This window comes from Klebsiella sp. WP4-W18-ESBL-05 (assembly GCF_014169075.1).
In the GTDB taxonomy this organism is placed as follows: domain Bacteria; phylum Pseudomonadota; class Gammaproteobacteria; order Enterobacterales; family Enterobacteriaceae; genus Kluyvera; species Kluyvera ascorbata_B.
The window spans coordinates 4944695-4964607 of sequence record NZ_AP022057.1 but is presented as its reverse complement, the minus strand read 5'-3'; the positions used below and the strand labels follow the sequence as shown (position 1 = coordinate 4964607).

Annotated in this window: 19 protein-coding genes; 6 read left to right on the top strand and 13 right to left on the bottom strand. The window is 53.9% G+C overall.

The annotated features are described in order from the left end of the window. Positions 1-11 precede the first annotated feature (11 nt). The 11 genes from atpG to asnC all read right to left on the bottom strand — a co-directional run bounded on the left by atpG (position 12) and on the right by asnC (position 9652). Complete coding sequence (gene atpG, locus H7R58_RS23630) at positions 12-875, bottom strand: F0F1 ATP synthase subunit gamma (protein ID WP_035893615.1); 864 nt, start codon at positions 873-875, stop codon at positions 12-14. A gap of 49 nt (positions 876-924) precedes the next feature. Then, on the bottom strand, positions 925-2466 hold the full coding sequence (gene atpA, locus H7R58_RS23625; protein ID WP_106930107.1) for a F0F1 ATP synthase subunit alpha: 1542 nt from the start codon (positions 2464-2466) through the stop codon (positions 925-927). Between the two features lie 12 nt (positions 2467-2478). Then, the gene (gene atpH / locus H7R58_RS23620) at positions 2479-3012 is read right to left on the bottom strand and encodes a F0F1 ATP synthase subunit delta (RefSeq protein ID WP_182929743.1); all 534 of its coding nucleotides are present in this window, start codon (positions 3010-3012) and stop codon (positions 2479-2481) included. Between the two features lie 14 nt (positions 3013-3026). Next, a complete protein-coding gene (gene atpF, locus H7R58_RS23615; RefSeq protein WP_064540589.1) occupies positions 3027-3497 on the bottom strand; it encodes a F0F1 ATP synthase subunit B in 471 nt (156 codons plus the stop codon). Positions 3498-3562: 65 nt separating this feature from the next. Next, a complete protein-coding gene (gene atpE, locus H7R58_RS23610) occupies positions 3563-3802 on the bottom strand; it encodes a F0F1 ATP synthase subunit C (RefSeq protein ID WP_000429386.1) in 240 nt (79 codons plus the stop codon). A gap of 46 nt (positions 3803-3848) precedes the next feature. Continuing rightward, positions 3849-4664, bottom strand: coding sequence for a F0F1 ATP synthase subunit A (atpB, locus tag H7R58_RS23605; protein ID WP_005121454.1), 816 nt, complete (start codon positions 4662-4664; stop codon positions 3849-3851). Positions 4665-4672: 8 nt separating this feature from the next. Continuing rightward, on the bottom strand, positions 4673-5053 hold the full coding sequence (atpI, locus tag H7R58_RS23600; protein ID WP_106930103.1) for a F0F1 ATP synthase subunit I: 381 nt from the start codon (positions 5051-5053) through the stop codon (positions 4673-4675). A gap of 614 nt (positions 5054-5667) precedes the next feature. Beyond that, positions 5668-6291 (bottom strand): 16S rRNA (guanine(527)-N(7))-methyltransferase RsmG, encoded by a 624-nt coding sequence (gene rsmG, locus H7R58_RS23595; RefSeq protein ID WP_182929742.1) that lies wholly within the window; start codon positions 6289-6291, stop codon positions 5668-5670. 102 nt (positions 6292-6393) lie between these two features. After that, positions 6394-8283: a tRNA uridine-5-carboxymethylaminomethyl(34) synthesis enzyme MnmG gene (mnmG, locus tag H7R58_RS23590; RefSeq protein ID WP_106930099.1), complete on the bottom strand. Its 1890-nt coding sequence runs from the start codon at positions 8281-8283 to the stop codon at positions 6394-6396. A gap of 381 nt (positions 8284-8664) precedes the next feature. Then, positions 8665-9105: an FMN-binding protein MioC gene (mioC, locus tag H7R58_RS23585; RefSeq protein ID WP_106930097.1), complete on the bottom strand. Its 441-nt coding sequence runs from the start codon at positions 9103-9105 to the stop codon at positions 8665-8667. A gap of 88 nt (positions 9106-9193) precedes the next feature. Beyond that, positions 9194-9652 (bottom strand): transcriptional regulator AsnC, encoded by a 459-nt coding sequence (asnC, locus tag H7R58_RS23580; protein WP_035893632.1) that lies wholly within the window; start codon positions 9650-9652, stop codon positions 9194-9196. 151 nt (positions 9653-9803) lie between these two features. Here asnC and asnA point away from each other — a divergent pair, with 151 nt between their 5' ends. Continuing rightward, on the top strand, positions 9804-10796 hold the full coding sequence (asnA, locus tag H7R58_RS23575; RefSeq protein ID WP_106930095.1) for an aspartate--ammonia ligase: 993 nt from the start codon (positions 9804-9806) through the stop codon (positions 10794-10796). Between the two features lie 6 nt (positions 10797-10802). On the opposite strand, the gene viaA is transcribed toward asnA, so the two are convergent. Next, a complete protein-coding gene (gene viaA, locus H7R58_RS23570) occupies positions 10803-12254 on the bottom strand; it encodes an ATPase RavA stimulator ViaA (RefSeq protein WP_106930093.1) in 1452 nt (483 codons plus the stop codon). Then, positions 12254-13750 carry an ATPase RavA gene (ravA, locus tag H7R58_RS23565; RefSeq protein WP_182929741.1) on the bottom strand — a complete coding sequence of 499 codons (1497 nt, stop codon included), beginning with the start codon at positions 13748-13750 and terminating at the stop codon, positions 12254-12256. The genes viaA and ravA overlap by 1 nt, the downstream gene beginning before the upstream one ends. Positions 13751-13969: 219 nt before the next feature. Here ravA and kup point away from each other — a divergent pair, with 219 nt between their 5' ends. The 5 genes from kup to rbsB all read left to right on the top strand — a co-directional run bounded on the left by kup (position 13970) and on the right by rbsB (position 19833). Then, the gene (gene kup, locus H7R58_RS23560; RefSeq protein WP_106930089.1) at positions 13970-15838 is read left to right on the top strand and encodes a low affinity potassium transporter Kup; all 1869 of its coding nucleotides are present in this window, start codon (positions 13970-13972) and stop codon (positions 15836-15838) included. 173 nt (positions 15839-16011) lie between these two features. Then, entirely contained in the window at positions 16012-16431 is a 420-nt protein-coding gene (gene rbsD / locus H7R58_RS23555; RefSeq protein ID WP_106930087.1) for a D-ribose pyranase, read from the top strand. Between the two features lie 7 nt (positions 16432-16438). Further along, positions 16439-17944 (top strand): ribose ABC transporter ATP-binding protein RbsA, encoded by a 1506-nt coding sequence (gene rbsA, locus H7R58_RS23550; protein WP_106930085.1) that lies wholly within the window; start codon positions 16439-16441, stop codon positions 17942-17944. A 5-nt stretch (positions 17945-17949) separates the two neighbouring features. Further along, positions 17950-18915, top strand: a complete 966-nt coding sequence (gene rbsC / locus H7R58_RS23545) for a ribose ABC transporter permease (protein WP_106930083.1) — start codon at positions 17950-17952, stop codon at positions 18913-18915. Between the two features lie 27 nt (positions 18916-18942). Further along, positions 18943-19833, top strand: a complete 891-nt coding sequence (gene rbsB, locus H7R58_RS23540; RefSeq protein WP_106930081.1) for a ribose ABC transporter substrate-binding protein RbsB — start codon at positions 18943-18945, stop codon at positions 19831-19833. Positions 19834-19913 lie beyond the last annotated feature (80 nt).

Genomic DNA, 19913 nt, shown 5'->3' with positions numbered 1-19913 from the left:
AATTAACCTGGTTATACCGCGGATGCACCACCGACGATCTCGGTGAGTTCCTGAGTAATGCTGGCCTGTCGAGCTTTGTTGTATACCAACTGCAGCTCTTTAATCAGGCTGCCGCCATTGTCGGTCGCGGCTTTCATCGCCACCATACGTGCGGCCTGCTCGCTGGCCAGGTTTTCTACCACGCCCTGATAGACCTGAGATTCGACATAGCGACGCAGGAGGGTATCCAGCAGCGCTTTCGGATCGGGTTCGTACAGGTAATCCCAGGTTTTACGTTTCAGATCATCATCTTCTGAAGCCGGTAACGGCAGCAGTTGGGTGATCGTCGGCACCTGAGACATGGTGTTAATAAATTTGTTGCTGACAATATAAAGCTTGTCCAGACGACCTTCGTCGTAGGCCTGCAACATCACTTTTACCGGACCGATAAGTTCGGACAGGGCAGGTTTATCGCCCATACCGGTTACCTGAGCGACAATGTTGCCACCTACGGAATTAAAGAAGGACACACCTTTCGAGCCGATCATTGCGAGGTCGCACTGAACGCCTTTCTCGGTCCATGCCTTCATATCCGCCAGCAGTTTCTTGAACAGGTTAATGTTCAAGCCACCGCACAGACCACGGTCGGTAGACACCACCAGGTAGCCCACGCGCTTAACGTCGCGTTCTTCCAGGTATGGGTGCTTATATTCCAGATTACCGTTCGCAAGGTGACCAATCACTTTGCGCATGGTATCTGCATAAGGACGGCTGGCCGCCATGCGATCCTGCGATTTACGCATTTTGGAAGCGGCGACCATCTCCATCGCTTTAGTGATCTTTTGCGTGTTCTGGACGCTTGCGATCTTACTACGTATCTCTTTTGCGCCGGCCATGAGCTTCTCCTCAATGCCTACGGCCTGCCCTAAGACAGGCCGTCAGACTTTACCAGGATTGGGTTGCTTTGAAGGAATCGAGGATGCCTTTCAGCTTGCCTTCGATTTCGTCGTTATAGCCACCGGACTGGTTGATCTCTTGCATCAACGGAGCGTGATCACGGTCAACGTAAGCCAGCAGAGCGGCTTCGAAGCTACCGATTTTCGCCAGTTCAACATCCGCCAGATAACCACGTTCTGCTGCGTACAGAACCAGAGACTGCTGCGCGACGGACATCGGCGCATACTGTTTCTGTTTCAGCAGTTCAGTTACTTTCTGACCGTGGTCCAGCTGCTTACGGGTTGCATCGTCAAGGTCAGAGGCGAACTGGGAGAACGCTGCCAGTTCACGATACTGTGCCAGCGCGGTACGGATACCACCGGACAGTTTCTTCATGATCTTGGTCTGTGCTGCACCACCTACACGGGATACGGAGATACCCGGGTTAACCGCAGGACGAATACCGGCGTTAAACAGGTTGGTTTCCAGGAAGATCTGACCATCGGTAATGGAAATTACGTTGGTCGGAACGAACGCAGAAACGTCACCCGCTTGGGTTTCGATAATCGGCAGAGCGGTCAGTGAACCGGTTTTCCCTTTCACTTCACCTTTGGTGAAGGCTTCAACGTATTCGGCGTTAACACGCGCAGCACGCTCCAGCAGACGGGAGTGGAGGTAGAATACGTCGCCCGGGAATGCTTCACGTCCTGGTGGACGACGAAGCAGCAGGGAGATCTGACGGTATGCGACAGCCTGTTTAGACAGGTCATCGTAAATGATCAGCGCATCTTCGCCGCGATCGCGGAAGTATTCGCCCATTGCGCAACCGGCATACGGTGCCAGGTATTGCAGTGCAGCGGATTCAGACGCGGTTGCCACAACAACGATGGTGTTAGCCAGCGCGCCGTGTTCTTCCAGTTTACGTACCACGTTAGAAATGGTGGACGCTTTCTGGCCGATAGCCACGTAGACGCACTTGATGCCGGAATCACGTTGGTTGATGATGGCGTCGATTGCCAGCGCGGTTTTACCGGTCTGACGGTCGCCGATGATCAGTTCACGCTGACCACGACCGATTGGGATCATGGCATCAACGGATTTATAACCAGTCTGAACTGGCTGATCAACGGACTGACGTTCGATTACGCCTGGTGCGATAGCTTCAACGGCGGAGAAGCCGTCGTTGTCCAGCGCGCCTTTACCATCGATTGGTGCACCCAGGGTGTTAACCACACGGCCCAGCAGGCCACGGCCAACCGGAACTTCCAGGATACGACCAGTACACTTGACGGTCATGCCTTCGGCAAGGTCAGCGTACGGGCCCATGACTACAGCACCTACAGAGTCGCGCTCCAGGTTCAGTGCGATAGCGTAACGGTTACCCGGCAGGGAGATCATTTCACCCTGCATACAATCGGCCAGGCCGTGAATGCGGATAACACCGTCACTTACAGAAACAATAGTACCTTCGTTGTGAGCTTCACTCACAACATTGAACTGAGCAATGCGCTGCTTGATCAGTTCGCTGATTTCGGTGGAATTCAGTTGCATGCTCCAGTCCCCTTAAGACTGCAAGACGTCTGCAAGGCGTTCAAGACGGCCGCGTACGCTACCGTCAATGACCATATCACCCGCACGGATGATAACGCCTGCCATTACAGACTTATCGATTTTGCAATTCAGCTTAACTTTGCGTGACAGACGTTTTTCCATCGCGGCGGTGATTTTCGCGAGCTGTTCTTCATTCAACGCATTGGCGGAGATGACCTCTACCTCAGAGGTAGCTTCACTCGCGGCGCGCAGATGCACGAACTGCTCAAGAACATCAGGGAGCACTTTAAGACGACCGTTTTCAGCCATGACCTTAATCAGGTTCTGGCCGTTTTCGTCCAGTTGCTCACCGCATACAGCGATAAACGACGTAGAGAGCGTTTCCGGCGCCAGTGCGCCAGACAGAAGCTCTGCCATTTGTTCGTTCTTCGTCACTTCGGCGGCAAACGCCAGCATGTCCTGCCAGCGATCTACGCTTTTGTGTTCGACGGCAAAGTCAAAAGCTGCTTTGGCGTAGGGGCGAGCTACCGTAACAAATTCAGACATCAGCCCCTCCCTCCTTACAGTTCAGCGACAAGTTTATCCACGATGTCGCTGTTAGCAGCTTCATCCACGGAACGTTCGATGATCTTCTCGGCGCCAGCAACAGCCAGGATAGCGACTTGCTTACGCAGCTCTTCGCGAGCACGTTTACGCTCGGCATCAATTTCTGCCTGAGCCTGTGCCACGATTTTAGTACGTTCCTGCTCTGCTTCAGCTTTAGCTTCGTCCAGGATCTGAGAACGACGTTTGTTCGCCTGCTCGATGATCACCTGGGCTTCCGCTTTCGCTTTTTTCAGCTGGTCGGTCGCATTGGCCTGTGCAAGGTCCAAATCCTTTTTAGCTCGTTCTGCAGAAGAAAGACCGTCAGCAATCTCTTTTTGACGTTTTTCGATGGCTGCCATTAACGGCGGCCATACGTATTTCATGCAGAACAGAACGAACAGGACAAACGCGATGGCCTGGCCGAGGATTGTTGCGTTAAGATTCACAGCACAATGCCTCTTATCTAGTTAACGTTCTGATATTGCTCTTACTTAATTCAAAGCAACGCTTACTACGCGACAGCGAACATCACGTACAGACCCAGACCTACAGCGATCATCGGGATAGCATCCACCAGACCCATAACGATAAAGAACTGAGTACGCAGCAGAGGAATCAGATCCGGTTGACGCGCTGCGCCTTCCAGGAATTTGCCCCCGAGGATGCCGATACCGATCGCAGCACCGATTGCCGCCAGACCCATCATCACAGCGGCAGCCATGTACAGCAGATCCATATTCAGGTTTTCCATGACAGTCTCCAGTTTGTTTCAGTTAAAACGTAGTAGTGTTGGTAAATTAATGCTCTTCAGACGCCATCGACAGATAGACAATCGTCAGAACCATGAAGATGAAGGCTTGCAGCGTAATGATCAGGATGTGGAAAATGGCCCACGGCACATTCAGAATCCACTGTGACCACCACGGCAACAGACCAGCAATCAGAATGAAAATCAGCTCACCGGCATACATGTTGCCGAACAGTCGCAGACCCAGAGATACTGGTTTGGACAGCAGGCTTACCCCTTCAAGGATTAAGTTGACAGGAATAAATGCCCAGTGATTGAACGGCTGCAGTGTCAGCTCTTTCGCGAAGCCACCGATGCCTTTCATTTTGATGCTGTAGAACAGAATCAGGATAAACACGCCCAGTGCCATAGACAGGGTGATGTTTACGTCCGCAGACGGAACCACGCGCAGCGCCGGCAGGCCCAGTATATGCTCAGCAATATACGGCAGCAGGTCGATAGGCAGTAAGTCCATCAGGTTCATCAGGAAGACCCAGACGAAGATCGTCAGGGCAAGCGGAGCGATAACCTTGCTTTTGCCATGGTACATGTCTTTGACACTGCCATGAACGAAGCCGATTACCAGCTCAATCGCGGTCTGAAATTTACCTGGTACGCCGCTGGTCGCTTTTTTGGCAACGCTACGGAACATAAGCAGGAACAACAGACCCAGCACCACCGAGAAGAACATGGAGTCAATATTGAGCGTCCAGAAGGTGGCTGGGGGGTTATGCGGATCTACCAGCGAGAAAGTACGCAGGTCCAGCTGAAGGTTATTCAGATGGTGTCCTATGTATTCCTGCGGCGTCATATTTTCAGAAGCCATGATGCCTTTTACCCTTTGTTGTTAATTACAGCGGGCGCCAGTATCTGAACCACTAGCACCAAAATCCATGTAACGATCAGCGGTAAGAATACCGCCTTTAAAACCGCCAGCGCCACAATCAGTAACACCAGCATCGCTAGCACCTTGAACGCTTCGCCGAAGGCGAACGTCCAGGCCACTTTGCCCTTCGCGGGTGTATGCACCTGGTGACGCCAGGCAAAAATCATAAACAACATATTAGGCAGTAACACTGCCAGGCCTCCACACGCGGCGGAGATGCCCCAGACGGGGTCTTTAAGGCTGAACAGCAATCCACTTGCTATCACTGCCAGAAGCTGAATGAACAGAAGCTTACGAGCAACATTTCGACTCACGAGCGACATAGACATCACGTTTGAACTCCTGCTCCCTTTGAGGTATGCCGCGTGTCGTATAAAACGTTCTTTAAAGCTCAGAGTCAAGCATCAAAAAGCGGTCAAATTATACGGTGGTGCCTCGTGATTTCAAACAATAAGTAGCCAAAAGGTGAATAAATATTTAAATATTTTTCATTCGCGCTATTTTCCTACTTTTCGTCAAAGTGTGAACGATCGTACAAAAGTGCAAATACAGCGAAAACAGTGACTATAAAGCGTGCACAAGATCACATATTAAACATTTTAGCGCCTGGCTTCTGTATCAACGTCGCAAAATATGAGTTCTCATCGTTTTGATATCTAAGGCTAAATCTGAGTACTCTTTTAAAAAAACGTAGATACAGAACAAAAACCATTCGTTGACATTTATAATAAATTATTAACATGAACAAATGACTTACCTGCTGATTTATAGCAGACTGATATTTTCCACGTTTACTATTCTCATCATTAACAAAAAAAGCTTGGTTATCGATAAGATAAAAACAGGTTAAGTCCTAGTAAAATTCAGTCATACAACGGCGGGCAGTGTCGCCAGTTTGTTAACACCTGAACCCGCCTTTTTTTTCTACTTTTTTTGATAAAAATTAAATTTTGTTTGGTGCAATAATCACCAAATGACGCTCCCCTTCCAACTGAGGAACCCGTAATTCGACCACGGACTCCACGCTAAATCCCTCTGGAAGTTGCGCAATTTCATCTTCCGGCAGCTGCCCTTTCAGCGCGTAGAAGCGCCCTTCCGCACCCGGGAGATGATGACACCAGTTCACCATATCGGTCAGCGAGGCGAAGGCGCGGCTGATGACACCGTCAAACGGCGGCTCAGCGGGGAATGCTTCAACGCGGCTCTGCACCGGCGTGATGTTGTCCAGATTCAGTTCGTGCTGAACCTGGCGCAGAAAGCGAACGCGCTTGCCCAAGCTATCGAGCAGCGTGAAGTGCGCATCCGGACGCACGATAGACAGCGGAATACCCGGCAGGCCCGGCCCGGTACCGACATCGATAAAACGTTCACCTTTCAGCGACGGTGCCACCACAATGCTGTCGAGGATGTGGCGAACCAGCATCTCGTTCGGATCGCGCACCGACGTCAGGTTGTACGCCTTGTTCCACTTATGCAGCATATCGACATAGCCGACAAGCTGATTTTTCTGGTGATCGGAGAGGGAAATGCCTGCTTCATTCAGCAGTCGAGAGAGTTTGTTGAGCACAGAGAATACCTGTTAGCGATAATCTGCCGGATGGCGACTTCGCCTTATCCGACCTACAAAGTAGGCCCGGTAAGCATAGCGCCACCGGGCAATGTTCAATCATTACGCGCTGCGGCGCAGCAGACCTTGTTTTTTCAGCCATACCAGCAAAATAGAGATTGCCGCCGGGGTGATCCCGGAAATGCGTGACGCCTGGCCGATAGAAACCGGTTTGTGATCGTTAAGTTTCGCGATCACTTCATTGGACAAACCGTTAACCTGGCGATAGTCCAGCGTTTCAGGCAGCAGCGTATTTTCATTGCGCTGCTGTTTTTCGATCTCATCCTGCTGACGCGCGATATAACCTTCGTATTTCACCTGGATTTCAACCTGTTCCGCCGCCTGTACATCGTCCAGCGCCGGTGAGAACGGCGTCAGAGAGGTCAGCTGTGCGTAGGTCATTTCCGGGCGACGCAGCAGGTCTTCACCGTTAGCTTCACGAGACAGCGGCGCGGTCAGGTGAGCATTCACTTCTGCCGCCGTCGCTGCCGAAGGCGCGACCCAGGTGGATTTCAGGCGCTGGCGTTCACGTTCGATGTTCTCCAGCTTCTCGTTGAAGCGCGCCCAGCGGACATCATCGACCATTCCCAGCTCGCGACCAATTTCAGTCAGGCGCAGATCAGCATTGTCTTCGCGCAGCATCAGGCGATATTCAGCGCGTGAGGTAAACATGCGGTACGGTTCTTTGGTGCCCAGCGTGCAGAGGTCATCGACCAGTACGCCAAGATAGGCCTGATCGCGGCGCGGCGCCCAGCCGTCTTTGTCGGCAGACAGACGGGCGGCATTCAAGCCCGCCAGCAGCCCCTGCGCGGCAGCTTCTTCGTAACCGGTGGTGCCGTTGATCTGGCCGGCAAAGAACAGGCCGTGGATATACTTGCTTTCCAGCGTTGGCTTCAGGTCACGCGGATCGAAGAAATCGTATTCAATGGCGTAGCCAGGGCGCACGATGCGCGCATTTTCCATCCCCTGCATGGAGCGGACAATCTGCATCTGCACATCGAACGGCAGGCTGGTGGAGATACCGTTCGGATAAATTTCGTTAGACGTCAGCCCTTCCGGCTCGAGGAAGATCTGGTGCTGATTACGATCGGCAAAGCGCATCACTTTATCTTCGATCGACGGGCAATAGCGTGGGCCGATCCCTTCGATCACGCCAGCATACATCGGGCTACGATCGAGGTTATTGCGGATGACGTCGTGGGTTTTCTCGTTGGTGTGCGTCACGTAGCACGGCATCTGACGCGGGTGCTGAGAGACATCGCCCAGGAACGAGAACACCGGCATAGGGTCGTCGCTGTTTTGCTGGCCCAGTACGCTGAAGTCGATAGTCCGTGCGTCAATGCGCGGCGGCGTACCGGTTTTCAGGCGGCTGACGCGCAGCGGCAGTTCACGCAGACGACGAGACAGCGGGATAGACGGCGGATCGCCCGCACGGCCACCGCTGTAGTTATCCAGACCGATATGAATTTTACCGTCAAGGAATGTCCCCACGGTCAGCACTACCGCTTTCGCGCGGAATTTCAGCCCCATCTGGGTGACAGCACCGACAACGCGATCGTTCTCGACAATCAGATCTTCTACCGCCTGCTGGAAGATCATCAGGTTTGGCTGATTCTCCAGTGCGGTACGCACCGCCTGACGGTAAAGCACGCGATCTGCCTGGGCGCGAGTGGCACGAACGGCCGGGCCTTTGCTGGCGTTTAGTATCCTAAACTGAATACCTGCATGGTCGATCGCCGTTGCCATCAGGCCGCCAAGCGCATCCACTTCTTTTACCAGGTGTCCTTTCCCAATGCCGCCAATCGCCGGGTTGCAGCTCATCTGCCCCAGAGTGTCGATATTGTGTGTCAAAAGCAGGGTTTGTTGGCCCATTCGCGCTGCGGCCATCGCGGCCTCAGTGCCTGCATGACCCCCGCCAATGATGATGACGTCAAAAGGATCCTGATAAAACATGGTGGTTTGCCTCGCGTACTGCGGTTTTTAAATGGATTGAAGTCCGGGCGTGGATTCTACTCAACTTTAGTCGATGGAGAAAGCGTCTGGATCCTGGGTATTAAAAAGAAGATCTTTTTATTTAGAGATCTGTTCTATTGTGATCTCTTATTAGGATCGGCAAGTCTTGTGGATAAGTACGATCCTGACATTAAGATCAACCGGTTAAGGCGGATCGTTTTCTGTGAATGATCGGTGATCCTGGACCGTATAAGCTGGGATCAAAGTGGAGGGTTATACACAACTCAAAAACTAGCCAACGGTTATTCTTTGGATAACTACCGGTTGATCCAAGCTTTTAACCAGAGTTATCCACATAAAAAAGTTCGATCTTTACAAATCTCAGAGCATTGGTTGCCACGATCGCAGCCATATTTCCGCCGGATCTTCCGGAATTTCATGTTCCAGTACGTTGATCCGCAGCGTCTCCCCGATCTGTTTTGCCCCGCAGGCTTTCAATTCGGCTTCCAGCTTATCGATCGCGCCGCAAAAGGTGTCATATTCGCGGCTACCGATGCCAATAGCCCCGAAGCGAACCTGAGAGAGATCCGGTTTTTGCTCATGCAATGCTTCATATAGGGGCAGAAGGTTGTCCGGAATGTCACCGGCACCATGCGTTGAGCTGACCACCAGCCAGATTCCTTCATGCGGAACCTCATCCAGCATCGGCCCGTGCAGTATTTCACTGGTCATGCCGGCGTCGTCCAGCTTTTCGGCCAGGTGTTCCGCGACATATTCCGCACTGCCAAGCGTGCTGCCGCTGATTAAAGTGATGTCTGCCATGCTCGCCCACCTTTATAGAGAGAGCGCATTGTACGCTGTGAGCGAGCTGGGATCTACCTGTGGAAAAATGTGGGATTAAAAAAAGCGATCAAGGCTTGATGGTACGCATGATCGGGTTCTGCAGAACGATCAGCGTTTCAGTGGACTGAATTTCATCAATTGTTTGGATCTTGTTGATAAGTACCTGCTGCAGCGCATCGATAGATTTACACATCACCTTAATAAAGATGCTGTAGTGGCCGGTGGTGTAATACGCCTCGGTGACTTCATCCAGGCTTTCCAGGCGTGCCAGCGCTGATGGGTAGTCTTTGGCGCTCTTGAGAATGATGCCGATAAAGCACCCTACGTCATAACCGAGTTGTTTGGGGCTGACGTCCACGTGCGCGCCGGTGATGATCCCTGCTTGTTTCATCTTCTCTACGCGCACATGGATGGTCCCCGGACTCACGGCGAACTGTTTGGCCAATTCGGCGTAAGCGGTACGGGCATTGGCCATTAGCGCTTCCAGGATGCCGCGGTCCAGATTGTCGATCTGATAATTTTCCATAGGTTTTTCTTATGAAGATTAGTGATTCTTTCTATTCTAGCCTTTAATTTTGATGAATTAAAAGTGAGATGGGCTTTTTGTTGTTTGATTATTGAATTGTGGGCCGGTTTTGTTGCTTAATCAGTGGCAACAGGACGCAGGAGTAAAAATAATGAAAACCGCATACATCGCAAAACAACGCCAGATTAGTTTCGTTAAATCCTATTTTTCCCGTCAGTTGGAAGAGAAGCTAGGGCTCGTAGAAGTCCAGGCGCCGATCTTAAGCCGCGTGGGCGATGGGACACAGGACAACCTGTCTGGCTGCGAGAAGGCGGTTCAGGTGAAAGTGAAAACACTGCCAGACGCCCAGTTCGAAGTGGTTCATTCACTGGCGAAGTGGAAGCGTCAAACCCTGGGACAACACGACTTCAGCGCGGGCGAAGGGCTGTACACGCACATGAAGGCCCTTCGCCCCGATGAAGACCGACTTTCTCCGATTCACTCCGTTTACGTTGACCAGTGGGACTGGGAACGCGTGATGGGTGATGATGAACGCCATATCGGCACGCTGGAAAGCACCGTGAAGGCTATCTGGGCGGGTATTAAAGAAACAGAAACCGCCGTAAGCAAAGAATTTGGTCTGACGCCGTTCCTGCCAGAGCAGATTCACTTTGTACACAGCGAAACGCTGCTGAGCCGTTACCCGGGCCTGGATGCGAAAGGGCGCGAGCGCGCAATTGCCAAAGAGCTGGGCGCGGTCTTCCTGATTGGTATCGGCGGTAAACTGTCTGACGGCCAGCGGCACGACGTCCGTGCGCCGGACTATGATGACTGGAGCACTCAGGCCGCTTCCGGTTTTGCCGGGCTAAACGGCGATATCCTGGTGTGGAACCCGGTGCTGGAAGACGCGTTTGAGATTTCTTCCATGGGGATCCGCGTGGATGCGAAAGCGCTGAAACACCAGTTGCAGATCACCGGCGATGAAGATCGTTTACAGTTGGAGTGGCACCAGGCGCTGCTGCGCGGTGACATGCCGCAGACGATCGGCGGCGGTATTGGTCAGTCTCGTTTGACGATGCTGCTACTGCAACTGTCTCATATCGGCCAGGTGCAGTGCGGCGTATGGCCAGCCCAGGTTCGTGAAAGCGTCTCTGCTCTGCTGTAACCCAGTCTAACGCCGCCAGCGCCTCAGCAGGCGGCTTCTTAACCCGGTATCAAAGCGCCAGATATGATCGAAAATGCGCATGATCCCAGGTTTGCCGTGTGCGGACATCGCCACCGCGTGAAAACGATGCTGATGTTTCTGCTGCAGCTCCCCTACCTTTTTGACCACCTCATCCGGCAGCCGTTGGGCGATAAAATCAGAAATCACCACCGCATCGGCGTCCTGCCACTGCGGGTTTTGCAGATGCTCAATAATGGCGCGGAAACAGCTGGCCATGTCGGTGCCGCCGCGAAACCGCTGGCTCAAAAAGCGGATCGCTTGCTCCAGCCCCTGACGGCCAGTTAGCTCGTAGCGCACCACTTCGCTGGAGAACAACATAATGTAGCAGCGGCGGTTGTCGGCCAGCGCCACCCGCATCAGCGCCAGGCAGAACGCTTTGGCGCACTGTTCGTTGAAGCCACCCATTGAGCCAGACGTGTCGACGCAGACAATAAACGGCCCGCGGGGCTGTTCGTCGACATCCTGGCGCACGACCGGACGTTCAGTGATTTTCTCTCGCCACGCGTCGCCGTGCAGCCGGTAGGTTAACAGCTGCTTTTCCACCAGCCGGCGATAGAACTCGTATTCCAGCTCGGTGATCCCAAGCGTCGCCAGCTCCGGCGGCAACAGGCGCAGAATGTCATCGCTTTGCTGGATGCCGTCGACCTGTTCCGGCACGGTCGACGGTTCACGAACCAGCGCACGGAACGTCTCCATCGGTGCGTCTTTTTTCGGCACAGATTTCGCTTCCCGTGAGCGACCAAGCTGCTCGGCCAAGCGCAGCAGCTCTGGCTGCTGGCTGAGAAACTCGCCGTATTTAACAATCAGCTGATAGTCGCCGCGCTTAAGCTGACCCGCGCTCATGTCCCAGAGTCGCCCGCCCGCGCTGTCGTTTTCCACCAGCAGCGGCTCCAGCTGGCCGCTTAGGGTCATACGTTCCTGCACTTCGCTCAGCAGCTGCTCGCGTTCTTCTTCCAGCAGCTGTTGGTTGAGCGAGGTGACCTGAACCACCAGGCTTAGCCGCCAGCGTTGTAGAAAAAGGGTATGAAGGGCCGGTGTAAAGGTGGTGTTGTTTGCCACCAGCTGCTGAGCCTGGCCGGCAAACGGCGACTGCACCCGAATCAACAGCGCCAGAATCTGCGGCAGTTGCACAATAAACTGGCTGGTGGAGAGAATCTGGCTCTGCTGGTAGCAGATAACCTCCTCTTCCAGCTCCTGCGGCACCGGCGCGCCCTTTAAGCGGTTTCTGAAGGTTTCACGCCAGCGGGGCAGATCGTCGGTAATGGCGCTTTTTAGTCGTGGGAATTTTTCAAAGAACACGGCCAGCTGCGGCGAAGCCAGCAGGGCGATGATCATCTCTTCGATCATCCCCTCTTCGCTGACCGCCAGCATGACGTTGAGCGTGTCGATGGTGAGCATTAAAGCTGCGCCTGCTTAATTTGCGCTGCGACGTCCTGCAGACTGGCTTCGATACGCCCCAGCCACTCTTCATTGATGAACAGGCATTTTTGCTGTTCGCTAAAGCGGTTGTGCTGCTGGTGCCATTCTTCCTCTAAGGCGAGCAGCTGCTGGCGGATTTCGCTCGGCATATTTTCCGTGCTGCCGGAGCCCGGCAGCGATAGCCGGGTACCCTGCAGACTGACGTCGCGCACCACCAGGTGCTGCGCAGCATCGACTTCCATATTCAGCGTTAGTGCAAAGCCGATGCCGTTCAGTTTGCCGCGAATTTCACCGCCTTTCTCCAGCCAGTTAGCCAGCGCCTGGCGCTCGAAGGTTATGTGAATGACTTCAATATCGTGCAGCTTCAGCGGCTGCTGCAGCAGTAGGGTGATCGTAGGCGATTGTACCTCCGGCGGCAGCTCGTAGTGCGGCTTGCGGCTGAACATGCCGCCCAGGCGGATGACTTTCAACGCCGTTTTGTCGCTTTGCTGTTGCTGAATTTGCAGGCGCTGTTGGGTAATCGCGCCCAGCTTATTGAGCATGGCCTGCTGCTGCCATGCATGTCCGGTCATCAAAATATCTATCTGTTGTTTAAGCAGATTCAGGCTTTCAGCATCGTGCCACAGGCACTCTTTGAGCAGGATCAGATCGATAGGTGCGATCGCATCTCGGCCGCTGAAGAAGGCGCAGGCCTGCAGCAGGCGGATCGCCTTTTTCCAGCGACGATCGGAAACATAAGGTGCGTTTGGCAGGTTATCCAACTGCTGGCGCAGGGTGAAAATAAGCTCAAACACCGCGTCCGGCAGCTTGACGTTGCCGATATCCTTCTGCCACTGGAAGTACTCTTCATCCGTTACCTGAAGACTGGCCGGGATCGGATTGTCGTTTTCGTCCTGCTGGCTAATCAGCATGGAGCGGAAATTGCCTTTGTCCTGCACTTTGTCGAGCCACAGGCGAATCAGCATGCGGTCGTACAGTGCTTCCAGGCTGCTTTCGGCCTCCGGCAGTTCGTTCGATGCGGTAACCAGCAGACGCATGGGAATTTTTTCAACGCTGGCGCCGTTACGGAAATGGCGTTCGTTAATGGCGGTAAGTAAGGTGTTCAGAATGGCCGGGCCCGCCTTCCAGATTTCATCCAGAAACACGATCTCGGCTTCCGGCAGATAGCCAGCGGTCAGGCGCTCATAGCGACCTTCATCTTTTAACGCCTGGATAGAGAGTGGCCCAAACACTTCTTCCGGCGTGGAAAAGCGCGTCATCAGGTACTCGAAAGCGCGGGCGTGCTGGAAAGCAAATTTCAGGCGACGGGCTATCAGGCTTTTTGCGATGCCCGGAGGGCCAAGTAAAAAGACGCTTTCGCCGCTCAGCGCTGCCAGCAGGCACAGACGAATGGCATGACTACGTTCAAATAGCCCTTTCTCCAGCGCGCCGCTCAGCCGCGAAATTCTTTCTGCTAATAAATGTGGTTGGGCCATAATTAACTTGCGTCCTTTCGCCGTTTAATCAGCTAACTGGCTGAGTATAGACGTTTAAGTCTTTAGGTGAATAGCCTCAATACTACCTCGCAATTTCTTGAGGCAGGTTAATATGATGTGATTAAGGGGTACGATTTTGGCGTTAATCGTGCATACTGTGCGCTTTTCGTGGGCCAAGGGACTAGGCACACATTTGTTTCAAAAACGAAAGACTAGTCTATGAGCACTGATAAGAAACAATCTTTATCAGCGATTACACTCGCTGCAATTGGCGTGGTATACGGCGATATTGGTACCAGCCCTCTTTATACGCTTCGTGAATGTTTGTCTGGGCAGTTTGGTTTTGGCGTCGAACGTGACGCGGTTTTTGGCTTTCTGTCATTAATTTTCTGGCTGCTCGTTTTTACGGTTTCACTCAAATACATTACCTTCGTGATGCGGGCGGACAACGCCGGCGAAGGCGGGATCCTCACGCTGATGTCACTGGCCGGGCGTAACACCTCTGCGAAGACGACATCCATCCTGGTGATCCTTGGACTCATTGGGGGAAGCTTCTTCTATGGCGAAGTGGTCATTACCCCGGCTATCTCGGTGATGTCGGCGATTGAAGGGCTGGAAATTATCGCCCCCACGCTCGATACCTGGATTGTCCCCATTTCGATTATTGTTCTGACGCTGCTTTTTGCTATCCAGAAGCACGGTACCAGCATGGTCGGCAAACTGTTTGCGCCCATTATGCTTATCTGGTTCCTGCTGCTGGCGGTATTGGGCGCGCGGAGCATTATTGCAAACCCTGAAGTCCTGCATGCCCTTAACCCTTACTGGGCGGTGAACTTCTTCCTGCAATACAAAACCGTTTCTTTCGTGGCGCTGGGCGCGGTGGTGCTGTCGATCACCGGCGTGGAGGCGCTGTATGCCGACATGGGTCACTTCGGGAAATTACCGATTCGCCTGGCCTGGTTCTCGGTGGTGCTGCCTTCGCTGGTATTGAACTACTTTGGTCAGGGCGCGCTGTTGTTAAAACACCCGGAAGCCATTAAGAACCCGTTCTTCCTGCTGGCCCCTGATTGGGCGCTGATTCCAATGCTGGTGATTGCCGCATTGGCGACGGTTATCGCCTCTCAGGCGGTTATCTCCGGGGTCTTCTCGCTGACTCGCCAGGCGGTGCGCCTGGGGTATCTGTCACCGATGCGCATTATTCACACCTCGGAAATGGAGTCCGGCCAGATTTATATCCCGTTTATCAACTGGCTGCTTTATATCTCGGTGGTGGTGGTGATCGTCAGCTTTGAGCACTCCTCAAACCTGGCGGCGGCGTACGGTATTGCGGTTACGGGGACCATGGTTCTGACGACGATTCTGTTCACCACGGTGGCGCGGAAGAACTGGCGCTGGAATAAGTTCTTTGTGGCGCTGCTGTTCGTGGCGTTTATGTGCATCGACATTCCGCTGTTCTCGGCGAATCTCGATAAAATCGTCTCCGGCGGTTGGCTGCCGCTGAGCCTGGCGCTGATCATGTTCACCATCATGACCACCTGGAAAAGCGAGCGTTTCCGCCTGCTGCGCCGGATGCATGAACACGGTAACTCCCTGGAGGCCATGATCGCCTCACTGGAGAAATCACCGCCGGTACGTGTGCCGGGCACCGCGGTGTATATGTCTCGTGCGCTCAACGTGATCCCGTTTGCTATGCTGCATAACCTCAAGCATAACAAGGTGCTGCACGAGCGGGTTATCCTGCTGACGCTGCGCACCGAAGATGCGCCGTACGTGCACAACGTTAGGCGCGTGCAGATTGAGCAGCTCTCACCGACCTTCTGGCGCGTGGTAGCCAGCTACGGCTGGCGTGAGACGCCGAACGTGGAAGAGGTGTTCCACCGCTGCGGCCTGGAAGGCTTAAGCTGCCGGATGATGGAAACCTCCTTCTTTATGTCGCATGAGTCGCTGATTGTCGGCAAGCGTCCGTGGTACCTGCGCCTGCGCGGCAAGCTGTACCTGCTGTTGCAACGCAATGCGCTGCGCGCGCCGGATCAGTTCGAGATCCCGCCGAACCGCGTTATCGAACTGGGCACCCAGGTCGAAATCTAACGCTATCAACGCCCTCCCTCATTTTGACGGAGGGCGTTTTTTTATCCCTTTCTCATTGTTCGCGAAACGTTTCGATGGCGATCACATTTCTATAACCTGCCGATGGTTTTCTGCACGTTCTTAAGACTACACTGATAACAGCGAAACGTTTCGCTAGTGGAGCCAGAAAATAAATGAAGAAAGGTACGGTACTCAATTCTGAAATCTCATCGGTCATTTCCCGTCTGGGTCATACCGATACGCTGGTGGTGTGCGATGCGGGTTTACCTATCCCTCGCAGCACGGCGCGCATTGATATGGCGCTCACCCAGGGCGTCCCCACCTTTATGCAGGTGCTGGGCGTGGTGACGCAGGAGATGCAGGTCGAGGCCGCCATTCTCGCCGCGGAAATTCAACAGCATAATCCGCAGCTCCACGAAGCGTTGCTCAAACACCTTGAGCAGCTGCAGCAACACCAGGGAAATCGCATTGACGTTCGTTACGTCTCGCATGAGCAGTTCAAACAACAAACCGCAGACAGTCAGGCGGTGATTCGCAGCGGGGAATGTTCCCCGTATGCGAATATCATTCTCTGTGCTGGCGTCACCTTCTGAGGCCATCATGGACGCACTCTTACAACTCAAAGGGATCGATAAATCGTTCCCAGGCGTGAAGGCCCTTTCCGGCGCCGCGCTAAACGTCTATGCCGGTCGCGTGATGGCGCTGGTGGGCGAAAACGGCGCCGGTAAATCGACCATGATGAAGGTGCTGACCGGGATCTACACCCGCGATGCAGGTTCCCTTCTGTGGTTAGGTAAAGATACCACCTTCAACGGCCCGAAATCCTCGCAGGAAGCCGGTATCGGCATCATTCACCAGGAGCTGAACCTGATCCCACAGCTCACGATTGCCGAGAACATATTCCTCGGCCGTGAGTTCGTGAACCGCTTTGGCAAAATCGACTGGAAGAAGATGTATGCGGAAGCGGACGTCCTGCTGGCGAAGCTAAACCTGCGCTTTAAGAGCGACCGTCTGGTCGGGGACCTCTCCATCGGCGATCAGCAGATGGTAGAGATCGCCAAGGTGCTGAGCTTTGAGTCCAGGGTCATCATCATGGATGAACCCACCGATGCGTTGACCGATACCGAAACTGAGTCCCTGTTCCGCGTGATCCGCGAGCTGAAATCGCAGGGGCGCGGCATTGTCTATATTTCTCACCGCATGAAAGAGATTTTCGAGATTTGCGACGACGTTACGGTCTTCCGTGACGGGCAGTTTATTGCCGAGCGTGAAGTGGCAAGCCTTGATGAAGACCGTCTGATTGAAATGATGGTAGGACGTAAGCTCGAAGATCAGTACCCGCATCTGGATAAAGAGCCGGGTGAGATCCGCCTGAAGGTCGATGCGCTGTGCGGCCCTGGCGTGGACGGCGTTTCTTTTACGCTGCGTAAAGGTGAAATTCTTGGCGTTGCCGGCCTGATGGGCGCAGGGCGTACCGAATTAATGAAGGTGCTGTATGGCGCGCTGCCGCGCACCAGTGGTTACGTCACCCTCGACGGCCATGAGGTGGTCACGCGCTCGCCGCAGGATGGCCTGGCCAACGGCATTGTCTACATCTCCGAAGACCGTAAGCGCGATGGTTTAGTGCTGGGCATGTCGGTGAAAGAGAACATGTCGCTGACCGCGCTGCGCTATTTCAGCCGCGCCGGCGGCGGCCTGAAGCATAAAGATGAGCAGCAGGCGGTCGGTGATTTTATCCGTCTGTTCAACGTGAAGACCCCTTCGATGGAACAGGCTATCGGTCTGCTTTCCGGCGGTAACCAGCAAAAAGTAGCGATTGCGCGCGGTCTGATGACTCGCCCGAAAGTGCTGATCCTCGATGAGCCGACGCGCGGCGTCGACGTGGGGGCAAAGAAAGAGATTTATCAGCTGATCAACCAATTCAAGGCCGACGGTCTGAGCATCATTCTGGTCTCGTCCGAGATGCCGGAAGTATTGGGGATGAGCGATCGCATTATTGTGATGCATGAAGGGCATCTCGGCGGTGAGTTTTCACGCGAGCAGGCCACCCAGGAAGTATTAATGGCTGCCGCTGTGGGCAAGCTTAACCGCGTGAACCAGGAGTAAAAAAGATGACAACCCAGTCTGTGGCGGGTCGCCGCTATTTCACTAAAGCATGGCTGCTGGAGCAAAAATCGCTGATTGCCCTGCTGGTGCTGATAGCGATTGTGTCGACCATGAGTCCGAACTTTTTTACCGTCAATAACCTGTTCAACATCCTGCAGCAAACCTCCGTGAACGCGATCATGGCGGTCGGGATGACGCTGGTCATTTTAACGTCGGGGATCGACCTGTCCGTCGGTTCGCTGCTGGCGTTGACCGGCGCGGTCGCCGCGTCGATTGTCGGCATTGAAGTCAATGCGCTGGTGGCGGTTGCTGCCGCACTCGCATTGGGTGCCGCAATCGGGGCCGTTACCGGCGTTATTGTTGCAAAAGGGCGCGTACAGGCGTTTATCGCCACCCTCGTGATGATGCTGCTGCTGCGCGGGGTGACCATGGTGTACACCAACGGCAGCCCGGTGAACACCGGGTTTACCGATAACGCCGATATCTTTGGCTGGTTCGGTATTGGCCGTCCGCTGGGGATACCGACGCCGGTGTGGATCATGGCGATTGTTTTCCTGGCCGCGTGGTACATGCTGCACCATACCCGCCTGGGCCGTTACATCTATGCGCTAGGCGGTAACGAAGCAGCAACGCGTCTTTCCGGCATCAGCGTCAACAAAGTCAAAATTATCGTCTACTCTCTGTGCGGGCTGCTGTCGGCGCTGGCGGGGATTATCGAAGTGGCGCGTCTCTCCTCTGCGCAACCGACGGCAGGTACCGGCTATGAGCTGGATGCCATTGCGGCGGTGGTGCTGGGGGGGACCAGCCTGGCGGGTGGTAAAGGTCGTATCGTCGGCACGCTTATCGGTGCGCTGATTCTTGGTTTCTTGAACAACGGTTTGAATTTGTTAGGTGTTTCTTCTTATTACCAGATGATCGTTAAAGCAGTCGTGATTTTGCTGGCGGTGCTGGTGGACAACAAAAAGCAGTAACTAACGACACTACAGGACATCTTAAATATGAACATGAAAAAACTGGCTACCCTGGTTTCCGCGGTTGCGCTGAGCGCCACCGTCAGTGCGAACGCGATGGCGAAAGATACTATCGCGCTGGTTATCTCTACCCTGAATAACCCGTTCTTCGTCTCCCTGAAGGATGGCGCGCAGAAAGAAGCCGACAAACTGGGTTACAACCTGGTGGTTCTGGACTCGCAGAACAACCCGGCGAAAGAGCTGGCTAACGTTCAGGATTTAACGGTTCGCGGTACCAAAATTCTGCTGATCAACCCGACTGATTCCGATGCCGTGGGTAACGCCATCAAGATGGCTAACCAGGCTAAAATCCCGGTCATCACCCTGGACCGCGTAGCGTCTAAAGGTGAAGTCGTGAGCCATATCGCTTCTGATAACGTTCTGGGCGGTAAAATTGCTGGTGATTACATCGCGAAGAAAGCCGGTGAAGGCGCCAAAGTTATCGAACTGCAGGGCATTGCCGGGACCTCAGCAGCGCGTGAACGCGGCGAAGGCTTCCAGCAGGCCGTTGCTGCTCACAAATTTAATGTACTGGCCAGCCAGCCGGCTGACTTTGACCGTACTAAAGGTCTGAACGTGATGCAGAACCTGCTGACTGCTCACCCGGATGTGAAAGCCGTGTTCGCACAGAACGATGAAATGGCGCTGGGTGCACTGCGTGCGCTGCAAACAGCCGGTAAGTCCGATGTGATGGTGGTGGGCTTTGACGGTACTCCGGACGGTGAAAAGGCCGTTAACGACGGTAAACTGGCGGCAACTATCGCTCAGTTACCGGACCAGATCGGTGCTAAAGGCGTTGAAACCGCTGACAAAGTGCTGAAAGGCGAAAAGGTACAGGCAAAATATCCTGTTGACCTGAAGCTGGTAATTAAGCAGTAATAAACGCGAATGCGATTCAGGCTCCAGAAGCCTGAGGGACAACATCAATAAAGAAAAGCAGGGCACGCGCCACCGGGATG

Excerpts from the sequence above, each read along its gene's own strand:
- rbsA (WP_106930085.1), top strand. The coding sequence starts at position 16,439 with ATGGACGCACTCTTACAACTCAAAGGGATCGATAAATCGTTCCCAGGC.
- mioC (WP_106930097.1), bottom strand. The coding sequence starts at position 9,105 with ATGGCAGACATCACTTTAATCAGCGGCAGCACGCTTGGCAGTGCGGAA.
- atpE (WP_000429386.1), bottom strand. The coding sequence starts at position 3,802 with ATGGAAAACCTGAATATGGATCTGCTGTACATGGCTGCCGCTGTGATG.
- asnA (WP_106930095.1), top strand. The coding sequence starts at position 9,804 with ATGAAAACCGCATACATCGCAAAACAACGCCAGATTAGTTTCGTTAAA.
- atpB (WP_005121454.1), bottom strand. The coding sequence starts at position 4,664 with ATGGCTTCTGAAAATATGACGCCGCAGGAATACATAGGACACCATCTG.
- atpA (WP_106930107.1), bottom strand. The coding sequence starts at position 2,466 with ATGCAACTGAATTCCACCGAAATCAGCGAACTGATCAAGCAGCGCATT.
- atpI (WP_106930103.1), bottom strand. The coding sequence starts at position 5,053 with ATGTCTATGTCGCTCGTGAGTCGAAATGTTGCTCGTAAGCTTCTGTTC.
- rbsC (WP_106930083.1), top strand. The coding sequence starts at position 17,950 with ATGACAACCCAGTCTGTGGCGGGTCGCCGCTATTTCACTAAAGCATGG.
- rbsD (WP_106930087.1), top strand. The coding sequence starts at position 16,012 with ATGAAGAAAGGTACGGTACTCAATTCTGAAATCTCATCGGTCATTTCC.
- mnmG (WP_106930099.1), bottom strand. The coding sequence starts at position 8,283 with ATGTTTTATCAGGATCCTTTTGACGTCATCATCATTGGCGGGGGTCAT.
- ravA (WP_182929741.1), bottom strand. The coding sequence starts at position 13,750 with ATGGCCCAACCACATTTATTAGCAGAAAGAATTTCGCGGCTGAGCGGC.
- atpH (WP_182929743.1), bottom strand. The coding sequence starts at position 3,012 with ATGTCTGAATTTGTTACGGTAGCTCGCCCCTACGCCAAAGCAGCTTTT.
- kup (WP_106930089.1), top strand. The coding sequence starts at position 13,970 with ATGAGCACTGATAAGAAACAATCTTTATCAGCGATTACACTCGCTGCA.
- viaA (WP_106930093.1), bottom strand. The coding sequence starts at position 12,254 with ATGCTCACCATCGACACGCTCAACGTCATGCTGGCGGTCAGCGAAGAG.
- asnC (WP_035893632.1), bottom strand. The coding sequence starts at position 9,652 with ATGGAAAATTATCAGATCGACAATCTGGACCGCGGCATCCTGGAAGCG.
- rbsB (WP_106930081.1), top strand. The coding sequence starts at position 18,943 with ATGAACATGAAAAAACTGGCTACCCTGGTTTCCGCGGTTGCGCTGAGC.
- atpG (WP_035893615.1), bottom strand. The coding sequence starts at position 875 with ATGGCCGGCGCAAAAGAGATACGTAGTAAGATCGCAAGCGTCCAGAAC.